At 39.0% G+C, this 17,761-nt stretch carries 17 protein-coding genes; 5 read left to right on the forward strand and 12 right to left on the reverse strand.

From position 1 onward, the window contains the following. Positions 1-139: 139 nt before the first annotated feature. Positions 140-718 (reverse strand): hypothetical protein, encoded by a 579-nt coding sequence (locus KO511_RS21135; RefSeq protein ID WP_215989360.1) that lies wholly within the window; start codon positions 716-718, stop codon positions 140-142. 165 nt (positions 719-883) lie between these two features. On the opposite strand from KO511_RS21135, the gene KO511_RS21140 reads away from it, so the two are divergent. Then, positions 884-2,419, forward strand: a complete 1,536-nt coding sequence (locus KO511_RS21140; RefSeq protein ID WP_215989361.1) for a DUF3612 domain-containing protein — start codon at positions 884-886, stop codon at positions 2,417-2,419. A 319-nt stretch (positions 2,420-2,738) separates the two neighbouring features. Here the strand turns inward: KO511_RS21140 and KO511_RS21145 are convergent, their stop codons facing one another. The 3 genes from KO511_RS21145 to KO511_RS21155 all read right to left on the reverse strand — a co-directional run bounded on the left by KO511_RS21145 (position 2,739) and on the right by KO511_RS21155 (position 5,821). Further along, positions 2,739-3,173, reverse strand: coding sequence for a DUF962 domain-containing protein (locus tag KO511_RS21145; protein ID WP_215989414.1), 435 nt, complete (start codon positions 3,171-3,173; stop codon positions 2,739-2,741). Positions 3,174-3,239: 66 nt separating this feature from the next. Continuing rightward, positions 3,240-4,619 carry a diguanylate cyclase gene (locus KO511_RS21150; protein WP_215989415.1) on the reverse strand — a complete coding sequence of 460 codons (1,380 nt, stop codon included), beginning with the start codon at positions 4,617-4,619 and terminating at the stop codon, positions 3,240-3,242. 287 nt (positions 4,620-4,906) lie between these two features. Beyond that, positions 4,907-5,821: a DMT family transporter gene (locus KO511_RS21155; RefSeq protein WP_215989362.1), complete on the reverse strand. Its 915-nt coding sequence runs from the start codon at positions 5,819-5,821 to the stop codon at positions 4,907-4,909. 92 nt (positions 5,822-5,913) lie between these two features. On the opposite strand from KO511_RS21155, the gene KO511_RS21160 reads away from it, so the two are divergent. Both KO511_RS21160 and KO511_RS21165 read left to right on the forward strand, forming a co-directional pair. After that, on the forward strand, positions 5,914-6,801 hold the full coding sequence (locus KO511_RS21160) for a LysR substrate-binding domain-containing protein (protein WP_215989363.1): 888 nt from the start codon (positions 5,914-5,916) through the stop codon (positions 6,799-6,801). Positions 6,802-7,113: 312 nt separating this feature from the next. Beyond that, positions 7,114-8,286, forward strand: coding sequence for a GGDEF domain-containing protein (locus KO511_RS21165; protein WP_215989364.1), 1,173 nt, complete (start codon positions 7,114-7,116; stop codon positions 8,284-8,286). Here KO511_RS21165 and KO511_RS21170 read toward each other — a convergent pair. Further along, entirely contained in the window at positions 8,273-8,560 is a 288-nt protein-coding gene (locus tag KO511_RS21170; RefSeq protein WP_215989365.1) for a hypothetical protein, read from the reverse strand. The two genes, KO511_RS21165 and KO511_RS21170, sit on opposite strands and share 14 nt — an antisense overlap. 394 nt (positions 8,561-8,954) lie before the next feature. On the opposite strand from KO511_RS21170, the gene KO511_RS21175 reads away from it, so the two are divergent. Together KO511_RS21175 and KO511_RS21180 are read left to right on the forward strand one after the other, a co-directional pair. Next, on the forward strand, positions 8,955-9,446 hold the full coding sequence (locus KO511_RS21175; protein WP_215989366.1) for a DUF2850 domain-containing protein: 492 nt from the start codon (positions 8,955-8,957) through the stop codon (positions 9,444-9,446). A 165-nt stretch (positions 9,447-9,611) separates the two neighbouring features. Next, positions 9,612-10,700, forward strand: coding sequence for a mechanosensitive ion channel family protein (locus tag KO511_RS21180; protein WP_436840235.1), 1,089 nt, complete (start codon positions 9,612-9,614; stop codon positions 10,698-10,700). Between the two features lie 93 nt (positions 10,701-10,793). Here KO511_RS21180 and KO511_RS21185 read toward each other — a convergent pair whose 3' ends face one another. From KO511_RS21185 to KO511_RS21220, 7 genes are all read right to left on the reverse strand, one after another. After that, entirely contained in the window at positions 10,794-11,408 is a 615-nt protein-coding gene (locus KO511_RS21185; protein ID WP_215989368.1) for a fumarylacetoacetate hydrolase family protein, read from the reverse strand. A 179-nt stretch (positions 11,409-11,587) separates the two neighbouring features. Beyond that, positions 11,588-12,613 carry a porin gene (locus KO511_RS21190; RefSeq protein ID WP_215989369.1) on the reverse strand — a complete coding sequence of 342 codons (1,026 nt, stop codon included), beginning with the start codon at positions 12,611-12,613 and terminating at the stop codon, positions 11,588-11,590. A 436-nt stretch (positions 12,614-13,049) separates the two neighbouring features. Then, entirely contained in the window at positions 13,050-14,345 is a 1,296-nt protein-coding gene (locus KO511_RS22360) for a sensor histidine kinase (RefSeq protein ID WP_252724496.1), read from the reverse strand. Positions 14,346-14,478: 133 nt separating this feature from the next. Next, entirely contained in the window at positions 14,479-14,754 is a 276-nt protein-coding gene (locus tag KO511_RS21205; protein ID WP_215989370.1) for a phosphopantetheine-binding protein, read from the reverse strand. 21 nt (positions 14,755-14,775) lie between these two features. Continuing rightward, positions 14,776-15,774, reverse strand: coding sequence for an amino acid adenylation domain-containing protein (locus KO511_RS21210; protein WP_252724497.1), 999 nt, complete (start codon positions 15,772-15,774; stop codon positions 14,776-14,778). 13 nt (positions 15,775-15,787) lie between these two features. Continuing rightward, on the reverse strand, positions 15,788-15,964 hold the full coding sequence (locus KO511_RS21215; protein ID WP_215989371.1) for a hypothetical protein: 177 nt from the start codon (positions 15,962-15,964) through the stop codon (positions 15,788-15,790). 18 nt (positions 15,965-15,982) lie between these two features. After that, positions 15,983-17,758 (reverse strand): condensation domain-containing protein, encoded by a 1,776-nt coding sequence (locus tag KO511_RS21220; RefSeq protein WP_215989372.1) that lies wholly within the window; start codon positions 17,756-17,758, stop codon positions 15,983-15,985. Positions 17,759-17,761 lie beyond the last annotated feature (3 nt).

The following is a 17,761-nucleotide window of genomic DNA, read 5'->3' on the forward strand; positions in this document are numbered from 1 at the left end:
ATGAACAGACAGATATCATTAGTGACACTAGGTATGTTGTAACCGATTTCATTAATATTTCATTAATTTACAGAACATCATATACAATAAGAACCCTTTTAATTAGGGCTCTTATTAACAAAATAATCTTTACGGGATTCTATTTCTTCTTTAGTTTGTAGTAGCATTCTAAGTCATAATCTTCACCCGATTTTGCTGTATACTCTTTAACTTCAGAGTATGCTCGAGGCTTTCCTTTATCATCACCTTTAACCAAACTTATCCAATGACGCATTGCAGACATATCCTGACTTTTCTGTAAAAAATAAGTGCATGTTTCCAATTGAATATCATCAATCTCAACTAACTCGACACAACCAGTTCCTTTGTGATGACCAAAAGCTAGTTCAACATGGCTTCCTGTACCATCACGGAAGAGAATCGACTCAGGGTCTTCTTTATTACCAGAATAAGCCACAAAGTGTTTTGAATGTTCTAGACCGCTATGGCTACCATCTTTGAAATAAGCCATAACATGCCGATAATCTACTACATACGCAGTCACATCATTGTGAGAACCATTTTCAAGTGGAAATAGGCGATCAAGCAATTGTTTAGCTTTGCCTTGTTTTTCTGAAGCCTTATTTGCACTTACCTGCTCTACCTCAAAGACGGCTTCAGCGATAAAAGTCTCGTGCGCTTGATTATTTCTCGTTTTGTCGAAAGTAAGCATATTCATAATGTATTTCCCTCACGAATTTTCAATAGATTTTCTGCTCTTGAGCAAGTATTTAACATCTGTGTTTCACTATATGTTGATTAATAACTGTGCTTACTTTGTATACTAGTGAATTTATTACTACAATTTCACAACAAAAATTTTACAATGTGAATTTTACAAAAAATGCTATCAAAAAGCCTTATTCGTCAATCTCATTTTTTGGGAACAAAAATACGAAATCTCAGAAAACGAAATCACTTAACTATGGAAGACCTTTCAACACGCTGTATTCGAGTTAACCCTGAATCGGCACCGTCAGTGTCATACTTATCCATGATTGAACGAGGAAAACGCGTACCCAGTAGTGATATGCTAGAGGTTATCGCCAACGTTTTTCAAAAAGACCCCTCATGGTTTTTGGATGACGAACCTGAGAAAGCAGATATTACTCCGATGAAAGGTAATAGAGGTGGAATCCATGGAATGGCACTGGAACCAAGTTTCCTTTTTTCGAATGAAATATTGCAGATTGCCATACCAGAAATGTTATCTCAAACAGGTATTTCTGGGCGTCAGTTTGCACATCTACTCATTAGAGCTCACCAGGAAAGTCATCAGAACCATTTTCCGGATCTAGAACGAGCTGCAGAAGAAGTCGGTCAAAAGCAGCTTAACTTATCTTGGCAAGACCTTATGAGTATTGCTCGTAGTATGGGGTTATGTATCCGCTGGATATCGAGTCCGCCAAAAGATATCGTTGATGAGTTAGGTGTGAGTACTAAGCAAGTCATGACTTCTTTCTTTGAGCCTTCAGCTACGATTTACTTAAATGAGATACTAAAGAAACACCCAACACGCTTAAAATATGACCTCGCCGTTTATATAGGTCACTGTGTTTTACATAATAAGGCTGGGTTAAAAAGTGTACTTTCTGTAGGCCAAGCCAATAGCTGGGAAAACGAAGACCAAGCAAGTTCAACCTCAGAACTTAAGTCTAAAGATATCTTAAAGGCATGGCGCGATTTTGAATCAAGCTTTTTCGCTGGCGCCCTACTTTGCCCCAAAGTTCCTTTTCGCCAGTTACTCGATCGCAGCGGATACGAAATTGATGCGCATCTAAAAGCCGGCGTATCTCCCTCAGTTGCGATGCGACGCATGACCGTGGTGTCTCCATATCCGCACTGGCACTATTTTGATGCGTACGGCCAAAATAAACTTAAAGCCGTATATAGAGGGAACGGTATTCCACTACCTTGGGGAAATATGTGCCAAGTTAACGACCCTTGTCAGCATTGGGCTGTTTTTCGCCGACTTGCACAACCTCAAAGTAGCAGCTCTGCACAAATTTCTATCTTAAATGTTAACGAAGAACCTAGGATTTACTGCTGTGAGTCAATTAACATAACCGATCCAGCAGGTAATAATCGAGTACTATGTGCTGGTATTGATTTAAACCCAGCAATTGATGCACAAGGTGGCGATTCTAAAGCAATTGCTGAATCTCTGAAATTTTTATGTGTTAAAAATGGAGGGACGGCCCCTATTCCCAGTAATCTTCGAAAGGAATTCACAACTATTGCCAAGATTCTCAATATTAATTGGGTTGAACGTGGCATACAAACTGATGCGAGAGTAATCTGTTCCCGTGGTGCGGTTTGTCCAAGGCAACCAAGTTGCTACAACCTAAGCATGCCATTTATTCCAGAAACACCAAAATAAAAAAGCCAACCACAAAAAGTGTGGTTGGCTACATAATGTGTGAACAATCAATATTCACTAACAACGTCAGTTGGCTAGGTGACCCTCGGCTTAATAAGGGTCAATACTACTTAAGCACAAGTCGTGCCAATAATCACGAAGATGTAATTAACTGATAATTATGAATTTTTAAATTTGCGTATGAAGTTTATAGATACTTCATACGTATAGAATGCCATTTATTTGCAAAATGCAAGCATGGTATTATCGTTTTGCAAAGGATTAATGCTATCATTAATCAGTACACATTAAGCCTGAGGGGGCTATAACTCCTTGTGGCTTACTTATGTCGAAATACCCAGATTGGACCAATTAAGATAAACCAAAAATTATCCCAGCAAGAAGGCATTCTTCCTTCTATCTTATGGCCAATGAATTGCACAAACCACAACAAGGTAAATAGGCTTGATGAGATGAGAAGTACTGGTAATTGCAGAATATCTAAAGACCAAATTAAAGATATACAGGCTAAAGTAAATCCTAACATCATCAAAAACACACTTAAGGAAAGCCTGAAATAAAAAACCATTGCGGGGATTATAGCTAAGTAAACCCAATTCAGGGTAAAGCCCAAAAAAGAGACCGAAGGTATTGCCCACAACAAACCTATAACCGATAGAAAAATACCAGGTACAGACACTTTATGAATCTTCTGATTTATGGGATCTTGGTGACTTGCTCCATAATCATTTAACCATTGATCCAAGTCTCGCATTACTTTTACTCTCATTGATTGAATTTTCAAATAAAATGATTTTTGGCGCTGTATTGTAAAATCTAATTAATCTTGACGTCGCTTTTCATCATACATCCGATCATCAGCCACTTTGAGCATCTCATCCACTTCTGCAAATTCATCACCATATATAGCTTGGCCAACACTGACATAAATATTAATCTCATGTTCTTCGTAAATGACTGGAGTTTGGCAGATTGCTTTTTGTAATTCGATATTAATAATATCAACATTTTCTTTATCCTTAATTCGAGTCAGGAGTATCAAAAATTCATCCCCCCCTACTCGAGCAACCAAATCAGACGACCTTAATACGCTTTTGATTCTTTTTGCTACTGCAATAAGCACTTTATCACCAGCAGCATGGCCATAAGTATCGTTAATCCATTTGAATTTATCCAAATCTACATTGAGAATCGCAAATGACTCTTTTTTTCCTGAACCAGTAACAAGGCTAAAATGACGTTCTAGCGTGTACATAAAATAGCGTCTATTTGGCAGTGCCGTTAGTGCATCATGGAGGGAACGTTGATTAGCAGTATGATATAGATAAAAAATAGTGCCATAGGCCAACATTAGTAAAACAAGAAGTGGGTATCCCAACAGCCTAACAGCATGAATTCTATACCACTTACTAAATTCAAGGAGATCAGTCTTGGGCGCAGCCGCAATGCTCCATGTCCCATAGGGAAACTTGACAGATTCTATTGAGAAAGAGCGATCAAATGTACTTTGTGTACCATAAAATATGTCTCCCCCCTCACCAGAGCTATCAACTCCTCGCATCGCCAAATCGTACTTTTCACTATATCGTTTAATTCCTACATCATTAAATAAACTTTCTAGAGAAATAACTAAGCTGCAAACTCCCCAATAATTTCGATGGTATATTGGATCAGTAAAAATCGGCACTTGAGCAATAAGAACACGCCCACCTTGAACTGAATTAACTGGTCCAGCAATCAAAATTTCGTGTATATCTCTTGCCTTATTAACTGCCCTCCATTGCTCGGGAAGAGTTCGATAATCTAGATTTAATAACTGTTCATTTCCTTCAAACGGGTATATGTACCTCACAATATCATCAGGAGCTAACGTAATGAGCTCCACATGATGAGCTTTGCGCATTACACTAGATGCGAATAACCCCCAGCCTGAAAACTCTAAGCTTGGGTTTGAGGCGATAAGTGCAGATAGACTATTTGCGACGAAAATATCATTGAAAATAGCGATTTCTAACTCAGAGCGGACAATAGAAAGTTCTTCTTTTGCTCGAACTAGTATACTATCGTGCAAGAACGTTTTCTGGCTACGATCAATAAATTCAACAAGCCCAATGCCAGCAGTACATAAAAATAACGCCATCAGCGACACTACCCATTGACTGCCGAACCACTCTTTCATTCCACCCTCACAAACACTCATCGATAGATGATATTTTGGAAGCTGTGACCAAGTATCCGATGAGATATGTACGTCATTCTCCACCTTTGTTATCTGTCTATAAGGACCATCACCAACATTTAGTCCCCTACTTAAAAACTATATGAACTTGAGTAAGTTTCCATTAATAATGATAAAAATATTACTTTCAAGGCGAGATTCGTACTTCTACGTAAGTACATAATCACAGAAGTTCTAGTAAATTTAGAGTCTTAAATTTGAACTTGTATATGCATGAAATCTAGACTTCTCACATTAGGGCACTAGCTTTATCCTTGGGATCTAACTCGTGTCCTATTGCTCCTAATAGAAAAAACAACACAAAGAGTATTAGCGATAACCATCAATACAAGACCAAATGTTTGAAAATAATCATAGGTCTTTTGATAGAAAAGAAACTGCCACAAGGCAGTAAAAAGCAAATTAGTGTAGATTAGTGGTGCTAATTCAGAACCAGAACTGACAAGGTGATAGGCTTTTGAACGGAAAACATGAGTATTAATGATCATTACCCCTAACGCACCAAGCGCTAATACAATAGGTAATGAGCTACCCTCAAATGGCATATATAGACTTCGGTTATCTGCAAAACTGAACATAAGTAAGGGGGTAACCACTACAGCTGAATAGAGAAGGCTCCAAAGGTTGACTTCAAGCGCATTTAACCTGCTCTTACTCACTTTGTATAAACTCAGTTGAGAACCTGCATTGAATACCCCTGCACAAAGACCAACCAGAAACTCAAATCTAAAATTTACATTACCACCATCGCTAGACAGAAGAAAAACACCTATAAATGTCACTATTAAGCCAATAATATTCCTCACCTGGAGGCGGCTTGAAAATAGAAAACTCTCTAATATCGGAATAAATAATGGCCCCGTCCCAAATAAAACGACACTTTCCATTAGCGTCAAACTCTGCAGTGAATATATAAAACACACTTGGCCTGCACCAAGGCATAATGCCCTCAACCAAAGGGATAGCTGCTCACTTCGAGTTGGCCACCTAATTCCCTTACCTGCAAGCAAAATAATTAAAATCATAGCTGGAATAATAAATCTTAAAAAACTTAACAAACTCACTTCAAAATGCTCACTTAAAAATTTTGAAATTAGTCCAGTTAGTGACAAACTGAATGTAGATGCAAACATAAATATAATTGGACACCAGCGATTTAACATAACTCCCTCCTAAATCATGACTCAAGTCTATGGACTCATAAGTCAAATTAAAAGCGAGTTATCTTTACACCATTGGTAAGAAAAACTTACATATGAAAAGACCAATACCACTAAAGTCTATTTACTCTTTCGTTGCTGTAGCTGAAACAGGAAGCATGACAGCTGCTGCTAAAGCGCTGAATGTCAGTCATTCCGCTATTAGCCAAGCTATTAAGACTCTCGAATCTCAAATAGGTCAGACACTCTTTATACGTCAAGGAAGATCTGTCTTTCTTAATGCACTAGGACGCCATTACTATAAAAGAGTGGCACCAGCACTCGAGCAAATAATCGTCGCGACTGAAAAGCTTATTGAGCAACAGCAAAGTCAAAGATTGACCCTCAACATGGTGAACTCTTTAGCGATGCACTGGTGGATTCCTAGCGTTGACAGGTTTAACCGATATGCTCCTGAAGTTGATATTCGTATATCAAGTCTTACTGGTCATTTTAGAATGGAGGTTGAAGGCGTCGATGTGGCTATTATACATGGTAAAACAGATGACTGGTCGGACTATTACTGTGAACTTCTCGCAAAAGATGAGCTAGTGATGACTGCCAGCCCTGAATTGATTAATGCACAGACCACTCCCGAATCTTTACTTATGCAACACCCGGCTATTTTTGTTAGCAATGACCGAAGAAAATACGACTGGAAGGTATGGTGTGACATGTATCAACTCCCAGAGCCAAATTATACACATAACCTCCGTTTCAGTGCTTCTATTCAAGCGGTTCAAGCCACAATCCGAAAACTTGGCGTGTTTGTTTCCCATAAACAGTTCATTCGAGACGAAGTACTCCAAGGATCTCTTGTTGAAGTGGGTTCTCCTGTTCTCAACCCTTATCAAGATTTCTATTTCGCCTGCCAACCAGATAAACTTAAGAACGAAAACATTCTTGTTTTGCGTAACTGGCTACGTCAAGAGTTCAATCAATAGAACAAGGGGGTTGAGAGACTGAGTTGATAGACCTTTTTATTATATGTTAGTTAGTGCAATACTCACTTTGATTATTAACTTTAAATAATACATCATCCCCCTAGAATACGGCCCTAATTTTTTACTAGCAAATCCATATAGTTAACGTCTTTTATTCTTATTCTCTATGAATAGCAAACACATCACATATAAACATTGTTTCATATAAGCATTTGATATTAATTGATTTATTTTCTCAAACCTTCCTCCAGACTGATTTTTTTCTTCTAGACTTTAATAGCCGGATTGTAGATTTTATAGGCAAGGACCCATATGACAAATTTTGCAGGACAACATCTTGAAGAAATGGCGGACATGCGTTCTGCTCGTAAATGTAAAATAGTACTTTTATGCTCTGTAATTGCAGTACTTATTATGATTTATTATGGTACTACCCATGTTATCAATCAAGACTACCTGTTCGGTACTATTAACATATTCTGTGCCATTGTTTTGGCAGGAAACCTTTTCTATTTAAGGGTTAACCCATCTGTCAATATTTCTGACGTAGTTCTGTCAAGCGTGTTATTACTCCAAACTTTTTTGTTACTTTTCTATGGTGAACATATAGCCGACAGACTTCTCTGGCTCTACCCCATATGCGCCGCTATTATTTTCGCATGCGAATTTCGTACAGGTTTCATTCTAAGTACTAGCTTGTTCGTTTTAACTGCTGTAATTTGTTTGTTCACTAACATGGCTACTATCCCAGCTCATTTCGCCTTAGACCGTTTTTTAGTCAGCCTACTCGCAATATGCGTTCTCAGCAACTTCTCGGCATACTACTATGCTAAAGTTGTCAGTTACATACAATCTCTACACAAAGAGGGAATCGAGGATCTTGCTTATCGTGACAAATTGACAGGGTTAGCGAATCGTTGGAGTTTTGAAAGTTGGGCCTTAGGAAAACTTGAACAGGTCAAGGACAATGACACTTTAACTGCGATGGTATTTTTGGATATTGATAACTTTAAAAGTATCAATGATACCTATGGGCATGAAATTGGCGATCGTGTACTACAGCATTTTGCCAATCGCCTAAAAAATAACATTCGCACAAAAGATCGTAAAACCCAAAGAAATGATTATTCTATTGCTCGATTTGCAGGAGATGAATTTGTTCTCCTCCTTTACGGTGTAAATAGTGTCGAAGATCTTAATCGAATTTTGGGGCGTATTTGTCACTTGTTCGAAGATAGCTACCAAAGTACACAAAGAATAAACAAACTTACTGTCAGTGCTGGCGTAGCAATTTACCCTGATGATGCTGACTCTATGTTGGAACTCACTCGTTGTGCAGACAAAGCAATGTACTCAGCCAAGCACAGTGGTAAAAATCAATACCGATACTATAACCCAGATCTTGCCAAATCAGTCGATGGAGAAGATGAACTCGATTTAGCAAAAATAACCCCTTTGATAAAAGCGAAAACTAACGACTCATAAACATCAGCCATAGGCTAATTGACATGACTACTAGCATCCATGCCGCATACCTAGCTGAGTTAGGCTTATCTTTTTTTGACGTAACAACCGGTTTCATCGCTTTATCTTTCACGACCTTTGCTGCCGAAGCTAATGATCCGCGCTGTTCTCTCAGCTCACGCCTTTTTTGTGCTTCGTTAGCAACCTTGCCAAAACGATGCAACTGATCTGTCGTTAACTCCTTGTTAGGATCATAACGCGCGTGTGGGTCTTTGTGTTTTGGTACAATGGACATCTCTAACCTCCCCAAAAAACATACCTTCACAATGTAATTATAGTAAAGTTTTTTATCAATTGCAGATGATCAACTTGATTTCGCCGAAGTTCACGCTTTTTGAGCATTAATATTCCAGCTAAATTACACCTTAAAAAAACCAAGCATAATTCTTGCCACTTCTGCGGTAACGAGAAGTTAATACTAGTACTGATGACAACCGTCCCTTGTGAACAATTACCAGTAATAAGATCGCGGAATATATGGCTTCGATAGGTTGTAAATAAATGACTTAGCATGATCAAGATGAATATTTACGTAAAAAGAAATTAGCTCCTCTTTTTAAAATTTTCACTTTTGTCGGTGGTTTAAAGGTATACTTATCTTTTAATATTGATTAAATGAGCCGTTTAATGTGGCGTTAAAAAAAACAGATAAAGACACCGAGCCTGGAAAACGCTCTAATTTTACAAAAGGTACTTTCCTTAAGTTATCTGGGGCTACACTACTCGTAGCGCTAGCGGTTGCATTTTCTTCTATACTATATTTTAGTTATAAGGACTATATACACCCTAAAAATGTGTACGGCCGATGGATAGAAATAGGGACACCTGAGTACGATACCGAGATACTGACATTCAGCAAACGCGGTGTATTTCGTAACGAGCGGCTGATCACCACTGATTTTGAGTTTGATGGAACCTTAATCACAGTAACAACAGGGAGCGGCAAGTCCGTTTACCAAGTTTCAGGAACTTTCGAGTCCCCGCAACTAAAACGCTTAACTCCTAGTCACCCAAATCAGCGCTTCATAAAAGCAGGTTTTGAAGACTCCGTTAACAGTGGCGGTGGCGCAGCTCAAAAACGTCGTGCAGCCTTATCAGAACATTTTAGCAGCAAAAAATAATCTCATCCCTCTAAAACTAATACCATACTAAATAGACAGTGCTTGGGTTCCGATTTTTTCTTATTTGTAAATTAGCAAAAATTTTTACTATGAACATCACTAGTTTGATAGACAACATATCTTTATACTGGGACAAATGTTTGTAACCATAAGAGCCAATTAATGATGGAGTCATCATCTCCCTTAACACAATACTTAACTACATTTTTGCAAAGTTGGAATACCAATTTTTTATTTATTACCTTTGCCAGCTTCCTTGCTTGGGTTACATGGCGAGTGGTATACAATCGGCTAGAATTTCTGTCAAAAAAAACCAAATTTGATTGGGATGATCTGACTTTACATGCATTAAAAACTCCAATTAGTGTGTTAATATGGTGTTTGCCTGCAACAATATCACTCGACTTTTTTATTCAAGAGCACTTTGGGATTAAGCTCGGTTGGCTCAGTACGTTAAAATTACCCATTTTTATCGCTACCTTTGCCTGGATAACAATACGTTTTATTAACAACGTAGAAAGCTTTGTCCTTAAGAAAAAAACTCATGATGAAACAACAGTCCAGGCTATCGCTAAAGTCTCACGACTAATTTTCATTATCGTCGGCACACTCACTATCATGCAAGCTTTTGGGCTTAGTCTATCAGGTTTACTGACATTTGGTGGTGTTGGTGGTTTGATCGTCGGTTTAGCTGCTAAAGATTTACTCTCTAACTTCTTCGGCGGTATGATGATTTACTTTGATCGTCCATTCAAAGTAGGTGATTGGATACGTTCACCAGATCGTCAAATGGAAGGAACGGTGGAACGCATCGGATGGAGGATGACCATTATTCGAACTTTCGAAAAACGGCCTCTATATGTTCCAAATTCTGTTTTCAGCAACATTGTTGTGGAAAATCCTTCACGAATGCTAAACCGGCGAATCAAGGAAACTATCGGGGTTCGTTATAATGACAGCCAAAAAGTAGAGAACATCGTAAACGATATAAAATCAATGCTTCAAAATCACCCTGATATTGATACTAAACAGACGCTTATCGTAAATTTTAATGCCTTTGGTCCATCATCATTACAAATGCTAGTTTACACCTTTACCAAAACCGTCAATTGGGTACGCTACCATCAAGTGAAAGAAGATGTTTTGCTTAAAATCATGAACATTATTCACCAGCATGATGCTGATATTGCCTTCCCAACTCAAACACTTAAAATAGAAACACAAGTGATAGAAGAAGGCGGCCAGGAGGGGTAATTGTAGTCGTTATTTAATGCGCTGTTACTTGGAGTAAGCAATAAACAGGTCAGCGCTTTACCTAAGGCCTATGCTTTTATCACTTGAAAGCTCTTACTGCGCAATCCACTCAACTTCCAGCAAAATTTTGTTTTGACAGCTTAATCGCCCCAAAAAGACATCTCCTTGGTGGACTTCACCAACGCCTTTCGGTGTCCCCGTCATCACTATATCGCCATCAACTAAACTTGTATAAGTTGTCAATTCCTGCAAAATGGATTGAGGTGAATAAATCATTTCAGCTACTGTACCTTTTTGCACGCGCACACAATTAATAAATAGTTCAATTTCTAAAGATTCAACCAGAATACCTTCAATAGAAATAAAACGACTAAATACAGCAGAGCCATCAAATGCCTTCGCACGCTCCCATGGTAATCCTTTACTTTTAAGCTCAGACTGTAATTGACGTTTGGTTAAATCCAGCCCTAAACCCACAGCACAAAATTGCCCATCATTAACCATAAAGCAAATCTCACCTTCGTAGTGAATAGCTTCTCCATGGTAGGAACATAACTGGCTATGAATAGATGAAGGCGGTTTATTAAACACCACCATTTCATCAGGGATTGCATTATTTAACTCTTTTATATGGTTATGATAATTTCGCCCCACACAAAGAATCTTTGTCGGTTGGACGAATTTACTGCCGAGTTTAACCGAGCCCATACCTTCTCCTTACCATTAGTCACTATGCTAGATGGTAATAGAAATCGGCGTATGAGCGGCATAAAGCAAAACAAAAAATTGAACTTATGCACAAAGTTTTTCTTACAATAGAAAAGCGCCTATTCAATATTTGAATAGGCGCTAACACAAATGCGTGTTAAGGCAGTTGGATTACTGAATTATAGGTAGTAACGAGCACCGATTAGCCACTTGTCATCATCTTTAGTAGTATCGTCATCATCACCTAGATCTATCTCATAACCAGCAAAAGTGACAAAATTAGGTACTACTGTATATTCAAACTGTATTGCTGATGTGCTGTATAGAGTCTTATTGGTTTTGTCATTATCAACTGCTTCGTAGTTAACACTAACATTAAGGCCATTATCCATACCATAGGCTAGCAAACCTTCAAGTTGAACGCTTTCTTCAAGGTATGTACTGCTAAACTCATAGAAGTACTCATTCATACCATAAACTACAGCTGCGTATACACCTGAACCGTAAGAACCGTATTTCAGTGAGAAGATGTGCGACGTTGCGCCCTCATCTTTAGTACCGACTTTACGATCACCGCCTGAATAAGCATAGCCTAAACCAAAGTCCATCATTTTTACATGCAATGCTAACTGCATTCTTGCATCAAGATCTGACTCAGTTTCTTCTCCTTGCCAGCCTAGGCCAAAACCAACCATGCCATCATCTGAGAAAGAATAAGAATTTCTGTAGCTCACCATTCTCTCAGCACGGGCGCCGCCCATTTGGTAGTCATATAGAAAATCATTCGCAAAAGCAATCGGGTAATCAGCTGCTTCACCAACGTCGTAGTATGGTGACCACTGAGTGCCCGCGACCATACGGCCCATTTCTTCGTGTGTTGCACCGATATAGCCTAGACGAGTTTTAAAGGAAGTATCACCACCATCTAGGTAGTTCAATGCCCACTCACCTTTCATATCAACAACTACACCATTGCCAATATCTTGTGTTCCTGCGATGTTAATACGAGGAGATACGCTCTCTACTTGTACATCTTGTCTTTGTTCTTCGGTTGAGCTTGAACTCTTATCATACTCACCAACACCCACATCGACATAACCGCCAATAGAAAGAGTTGTGCCTTCACTGTTATAAACTTCTGCTGCAAAAGCGTTCGTACCACATGCTGTTGCCGCAACCAAAGCGGCTAATAATTTAATTTTCATAATTTAACGTCCATATAGGTTATAACTTTTGTTCATATAACACTCAGAAAACCAAGCTTTTTCATAAACATTTATAAAATAGTACGAAAAAAGCAAATGTGAAGTGCAATTTGTTTCTTATTGGGATGATAAATTAGAAATTACTGAAGTAATAAAAATATGATTATAATTTAACCTGTTGAATAAAAGAGCTTTTAATTGCTATTGATAATTTAGAATTAAATCAGGATCAAGTTCACATTTTTTAATATTTATGTGGAACTTTTCTTAAAAATTAAAAAAATCCTCTATCAGTAGAAGGGTTTTTATGGATTTTTTTCATTTAAACTTTAATAACAATAGACATAATAACGACTTAAACATAGTGGACTATATCTGTTATAAATGTTCCTTTTAAACATCACTACTCATCCCAGTTACCCAGTAACAAATTTTTCTATTGACTAACAATTTCAACTTGGTCTCCAAAACGCTGATTAGGTAGAGTCACGATAAACGCAAGACCAGGATCTTGTGGCCAAACAGAAATAGTTCCTTCATGCAGTGCGATAACTCGCTCGACAATCGCCATTCCTAAGCCAACACCTTGCACTTGATTTTGGGTTTCTCTCGCCCGGAAAAAGCGCTCAAAAATACGTTCTATATCTTCTTCACTCATTCCTCGACCACTATCAGATATCACTATTTTTACATGATCACTATTTGACACCACTTCAGCCAATATATTGGCCCCCTCGCCCGAATAGCGGATGGCATTGTCAATCAGATTACGAAAAAGACAGTTTAAAAAAATTTCATTCCCTTGTATCAAATAGTGGTCTTGTGTGGCATCAAGCATGATTTCTTGGCCTTGTTTAAGTGCCAATGGGACTAATTCAGCAATAACACAGCGTAGCAAGGAAACAGCATCAACTGGCCTAGTCAAATCAACCGTCAAGCCACTTTCTATTTTTGCCAAAGTGAGCAATTGTGCTATCGTCCGCTCTGAGTGGACAATACTTTGTTCTATCTGGGCTAGATCATGGTTTTTTTCGTCAACATTTTCTGTTTTAAGTGCATTTTGAGCGTTGAGTTTGATGAATGCTAGTGGTGTTCGAAGTTCATGAGCGGCATCTTGATTAAAGCGCTTTTCTCTTTGCCATGACGCATCTACTTGATCGAATAAAAAACTCGCTACCATCGCAGTAGAGCATGCAGTTTGGACGTTAACACTTGGTCCTTTTAGGTCCAACTTATAAGAAACCCGAGTGGTAACATAATCTTTATCATTGTTGGTCACAATCGATGCGCCACTGGCAAATTGAGTCACGCTAGGGTGCGAGTTAACTTTGTTCAAGTGCCATGCTGCACCTGTTCCTCCAAATACACCCACCTTGCCTGGATAGCTTGCAGGAACATAGCCCGCATCTTCAAATGCATGCCAACTACTCTCAAGAAATGCACGATGTTGAGGGTCCATAATTTCCGCATCACGTGGAGTGATGTCGAAAAAATGCGCATCAAAATACTCCGCATTACCAAGAATACCTCTGCGAGGAATATAATGAGATGAAGCAATTGACTCTTCGTCAACACCCGATTCCCTGAGTTCTTGTTCGCTGAAAGTGGTAATAGTTTCTAAGCCCTCAGCGAGATTACTCCAAAACGTTGAAATATCTTCTGCTCCAGAGAATCGGCCTGACATGCCAATAATAGCTATGTCTTTATCGCGCAATGTTACTTGGTCGTTCATATGCCACCTCATGGTTATATTTTAATTTTGAATGGGATGTATTGGGTTCCAAATTCAGGGCAAATAAGTTCCTGCCTCCAAGTGAGGAATAAATATTTACTAATGAATATCTTTTAATTAAAAGTATTAGCTCTTAGGTTTCACTTGATGTTTTACATAATACATTCGGGTACTTTTTCAGTATGTTTTTGCTAAGAGATTCAACAGTAGGGCACTGAAATAAATCAATAATATTAATTGGAATATCAAATTGTTTTTTAATTTGTCGATGAACCTTACTCATGAGTAATGAATTACCACCGGCTTCAAAAAAGTTTTCATCTATCGCTACTTTCTTAACCGCTAATACTGATTTCCAAATAGCGATAATTTGATTTTCTATTTCAGAATCCTGTTTACTATTTAACATGTTTTAACGCCTTCTCGTCACTTAGCACTGAGTGCTGAGTGCTGATTTACTGATTTTTCCATTAGGGAGTGTGGGTAAACTGTCTACGGCATAGTAGCGTGAGGGCTGCATGTAATAAGGCAATATCTCTGCCATTTCTCGCTTTATAGCCTGTATGTCTTTATCACTGTGTTGATAAGGCACATAAAATGCCGTGAGGTATTGTTTTTTTCCATCATCACTGCCATCCACAATGACCGCAACATGTGATATGTATGGCAATGCATGCAACTGAGCTTCTATTTCAGAAAGCTCAATCCGATGACCACGCAGTTTTATTTGCGAATCAATTCTTCCATGAAAGAGTAGTGCTCCATCCTTTCTTAAACTAACGAGATCGCCTGTACGGTACATTTTTGCCTTTGCGACCGTGGAATACGGGTTAGCCAAGAAACGTTCAGCGGTCAGATCTTCACGTTTTAAGTAACCCAGTGCGAGAATATCTCCCGACAAATAAAGTTCACCACGGCACCCTTGCTCAACCATTTCAAGCTGCTCATTTAGTACTAAAGCTTGGGCATGAGGTATTGGAAAACCAATTGGGACAATGGTTTCATTAGTATTAGATTGGCATTGCCAATGACAAGCAAAAATCGTCGCTTCTGTGGGACCATATAAATTATAGATCTGGCCTTTACATTGCTCAGATACATCGTCGACTAAGCGTTGGGACAACGCTTCTCCACCAGAAAATATATGCTCAAGTGAAGGGCACTTATCCAATACACCAGCGTCGGCAATGATTCTAAGTGCCGTGGGAACAAACTGAGCAACAGTGACATGGTGGTGTCGAATAAAGTCCGTGAGTAAAGCAGGGTCATACTTGGCTTCTTCGCAGATTAATGCAGTACTCGCCCCCATCATTAAAGGCCAGAAAATTTCCCACACCGATATGTCAAAGCTATAAGTAGTTTGACTCAATACTCGGCTATCTTGCTCCAGATGAAATGCCTCCCACTTAATGATGTCTTCTCCGTTCAACGTAGATAAGAGATCATAAAGATATAATGTCCGAAATCATTGCTAGGTACTGCTCTGCCAGCAGCATGATGTTTGGCTTAGTAAAGGCTGAACCCTCATAATCAAAACTTAATCTAAACCGCCTCCCTTCATCTACTGTTAGGGTCAAATCACAACGAGCAAATGGCTCAATAATGTGCTGAACAGACATCTGACAATCTGCGATCCTTTATGCCTTTGGTAAGGCTGACAAGTAATTAAATGTAATAGGAAAGCGGAGTGTATCTAGCCAACCTTTACGCCTCATCTCATCAACAAGTAATTGGTAAGGAACTGACTGATTATCTAATAGTGAATAAATCGATTTACCGCTGGATTGCAACAGGGTCAGTACATTCTCAACCTGTTCCACTGGTTGGTAGTAAGTCACCATGTTAACGAAACAGCCTAATTGAGCATCATTTTGTAGCAATGAACGACTTGAGGTTGGAAGACCAATAGGCACATTTTTATAAGGTGTATTTCTGTTTAACGTGAGATTAAACAGTGTGAGAAGCAAAACATAGGGAGTAGTATTATGTCTTCGTGCAAACTGTTTTATTTCTCGGGTAAAGACTTGGGATAACTCTATCTGGTAACCATCTGGGTTGGGGTAATCTTGAACAGGATAAAGAGATGCATCGGCACCTTGGTGTAAATATCGTTCTAACGTCGATAACCAGAACTGCATTTGATGTTCCTGCTCAACCGCTGCGCCTCGATGATGAGTCAAATTAAGCGGATGAGAAATCTGGCTAGAAAAGCTCAAGTCTCCTACTGCATGAGCTTGATAAGCACTTATGAATTGTTTAAAAAACAAACCAATAGACTCATAATCAAATACAGCATGGTGCACTCTGACCAAAATAACATGCTGGTTTTTGTCCTTGGAAAGAAGGGTTACGATAATCGCTGGTGTGGTATCTAGATCCATAACCGGCATGTCAGCCATTGCTAACCATTCTTGTTGTGAATAGTCAGCTAATTGTTTATCAAGATACCCAAGTTGACGATACTGAATCTCAAATTGTTCTGACGTGTAGTCCCCCTGCTTTACAGTAAAATCATCTAGATTAAAGCGAGACCGCAGCAGTGGATTCTTCTCTAATACTTTCTTTATCGACCAAGAAATCGCTTGTTTATCCGCTTGTCCTTCCACAGAAATACTGAATGCAGGTTGATAGGCTTGTGGATTTACACATGTTTGTTCCAAGGTGACGAAATAAGCTTGTGATGAAGAGAGAGCACAAAATTCAACACCCTCCTCGCTATCATGCTTTTGGGAACTAAAATTACTTTCCCCACCGTCAGTACAGTAATATGGAATGATCGCCGCAAGCATACTTGGGGTCGGGTTGCGAATGATCAAGTAAAAATCAAGTTCACTATACAAACGTCGACAGATCATAGTTCGAACACGCATGACTTGTAGGGAATTCCCACCCAAATCGAAAAAATCATCATCCACCCCTAGCCCCTTCAAGCCCAAAACTTCTTGCCAAATATCCACTAAGTCTTGCTCAAGATCGTTTATGGGTGAGCGATACTCACACTTGAGATCAGGGCGAGAAAGCACTGGCTTGGGCAAGCGTGCATTATCCAGCTTTCCATTCGGAAGCTTGGGAAAGCTATCTAGATAAACAAATTGTGACGGGATCATCACCGCTGATAGATATTCGCCAAGATAGGCCCTCAGCTCCCATGCAGTCGGTTTACTACTCGTGATGAGATAAGCGATAAGTTCATCGTTTACCATCTTAACAACTGCATCTTGAACACCATCATGGCGACGCAAGCACGCTTCAATATCACCCAGTTCTAATCTTACTCCACTTAACTTAACCTGACGGTCCTTCCGGCCAAGATAGACCATGTCGCCTTCAGAGTTGAGTCGCCCTAAATCCCCTGTTCTATGGGCCTTCAAAGCCTGATAAATAAAAAATCGCTCATCATTAAGCTCTGGCAAGTT

It is taken from the genome of Vibrio hepatarius (assembly GCF_018860525.1).
Lineage (GTDB): Bacteria > Pseudomonadota > Gammaproteobacteria > Enterobacterales > Vibrionaceae > Vibrio > Vibrio hepatarius_B.

Coding starts and splice junctions, on each gene's coding strand:
- KO511_RS21135 (WP_215989360.1), bottom strand. CDS start 718: ATGAATATGCTTACTTTCGACAAAACGAGAAATAATCAAGCGCACGAG.
- KO511_RS21140 (WP_215989361.1), top strand. CDS start 884: ATGCTATCAAAAAGCCTTATTCGTCAATCTCATTTTTTGGGAACAAAA.
- KO511_RS21145 (WP_215989414.1), bottom strand. CDS start 3,173: ATGCGAGACTTGGATCAATGGTTAAATGATTATGGAGCAAGTCACCAA.
- KO511_RS21150 (WP_215989415.1), bottom strand. CDS start 4,619: ATGAGTGTTTGTGAGGGTGGAATGAAAGAGTGGTTCGGCAGTCAATGG.
- KO511_RS21155 (WP_215989362.1), bottom strand. CDS start 5,821: ATGTTAAATCGCTGGTGTCCAATTATATTTATGTTTGCATCTACATTC.
- KO511_RS21160 (WP_215989363.1), top strand. CDS start 5,914: ATGAAAAGACCAATACCACTAAAGTCTATTTACTCTTTCGTTGCTGTA.
- KO511_RS21165 (WP_215989364.1), top strand. CDS start 7,114: ATGACAAATTTTGCAGGACAACATCTTGAAGAAATGGCGGACATGCGT.
- KO511_RS21170 (WP_215989365.1), bottom strand. CDS start 8,560: ATGTCCATTGTACCAAAACACAAAGACCCACACGCGCGTTATGATCCT.
- KO511_RS21180 (WP_436840235.1), top strand. CDS start 9,612: ATGGAGTCATCATCTCCCTTAACACAATACTTAACTACATTTTTGCAA.
- KO511_RS21185 (WP_215989368.1), bottom strand. CDS start 11,408: ATGGGCTCGGTTAAACTCGGCAGTAAATTCGTCCAACCGACAAAGATT.
- KO511_RS21190 (WP_215989369.1), bottom strand. CDS start 12,613: ATGAAAATTAAATTATTAGCCGCTTTGGTTGCGGCAACAGCATGTGGT.
- KO511_RS22360 (WP_252724496.1), bottom strand. CDS start 14,345: ATGAACGACCAAGTAACATTGCGCGATAAAGACATAGCTATTATTGGC.
- KO511_RS21205 (WP_215989370.1), bottom strand. CDS start 14,754: ATGTTAAATAGTAAACAGGATTCTGAAATAGAAAATCAAATTATCGCT.
- KO511_RS21215 (WP_215989371.1), bottom strand. CDS start 15,964: ATGTCTGTTCAGCACATTATTGAGCCATTTGCTCGTTGTGATTTGACC.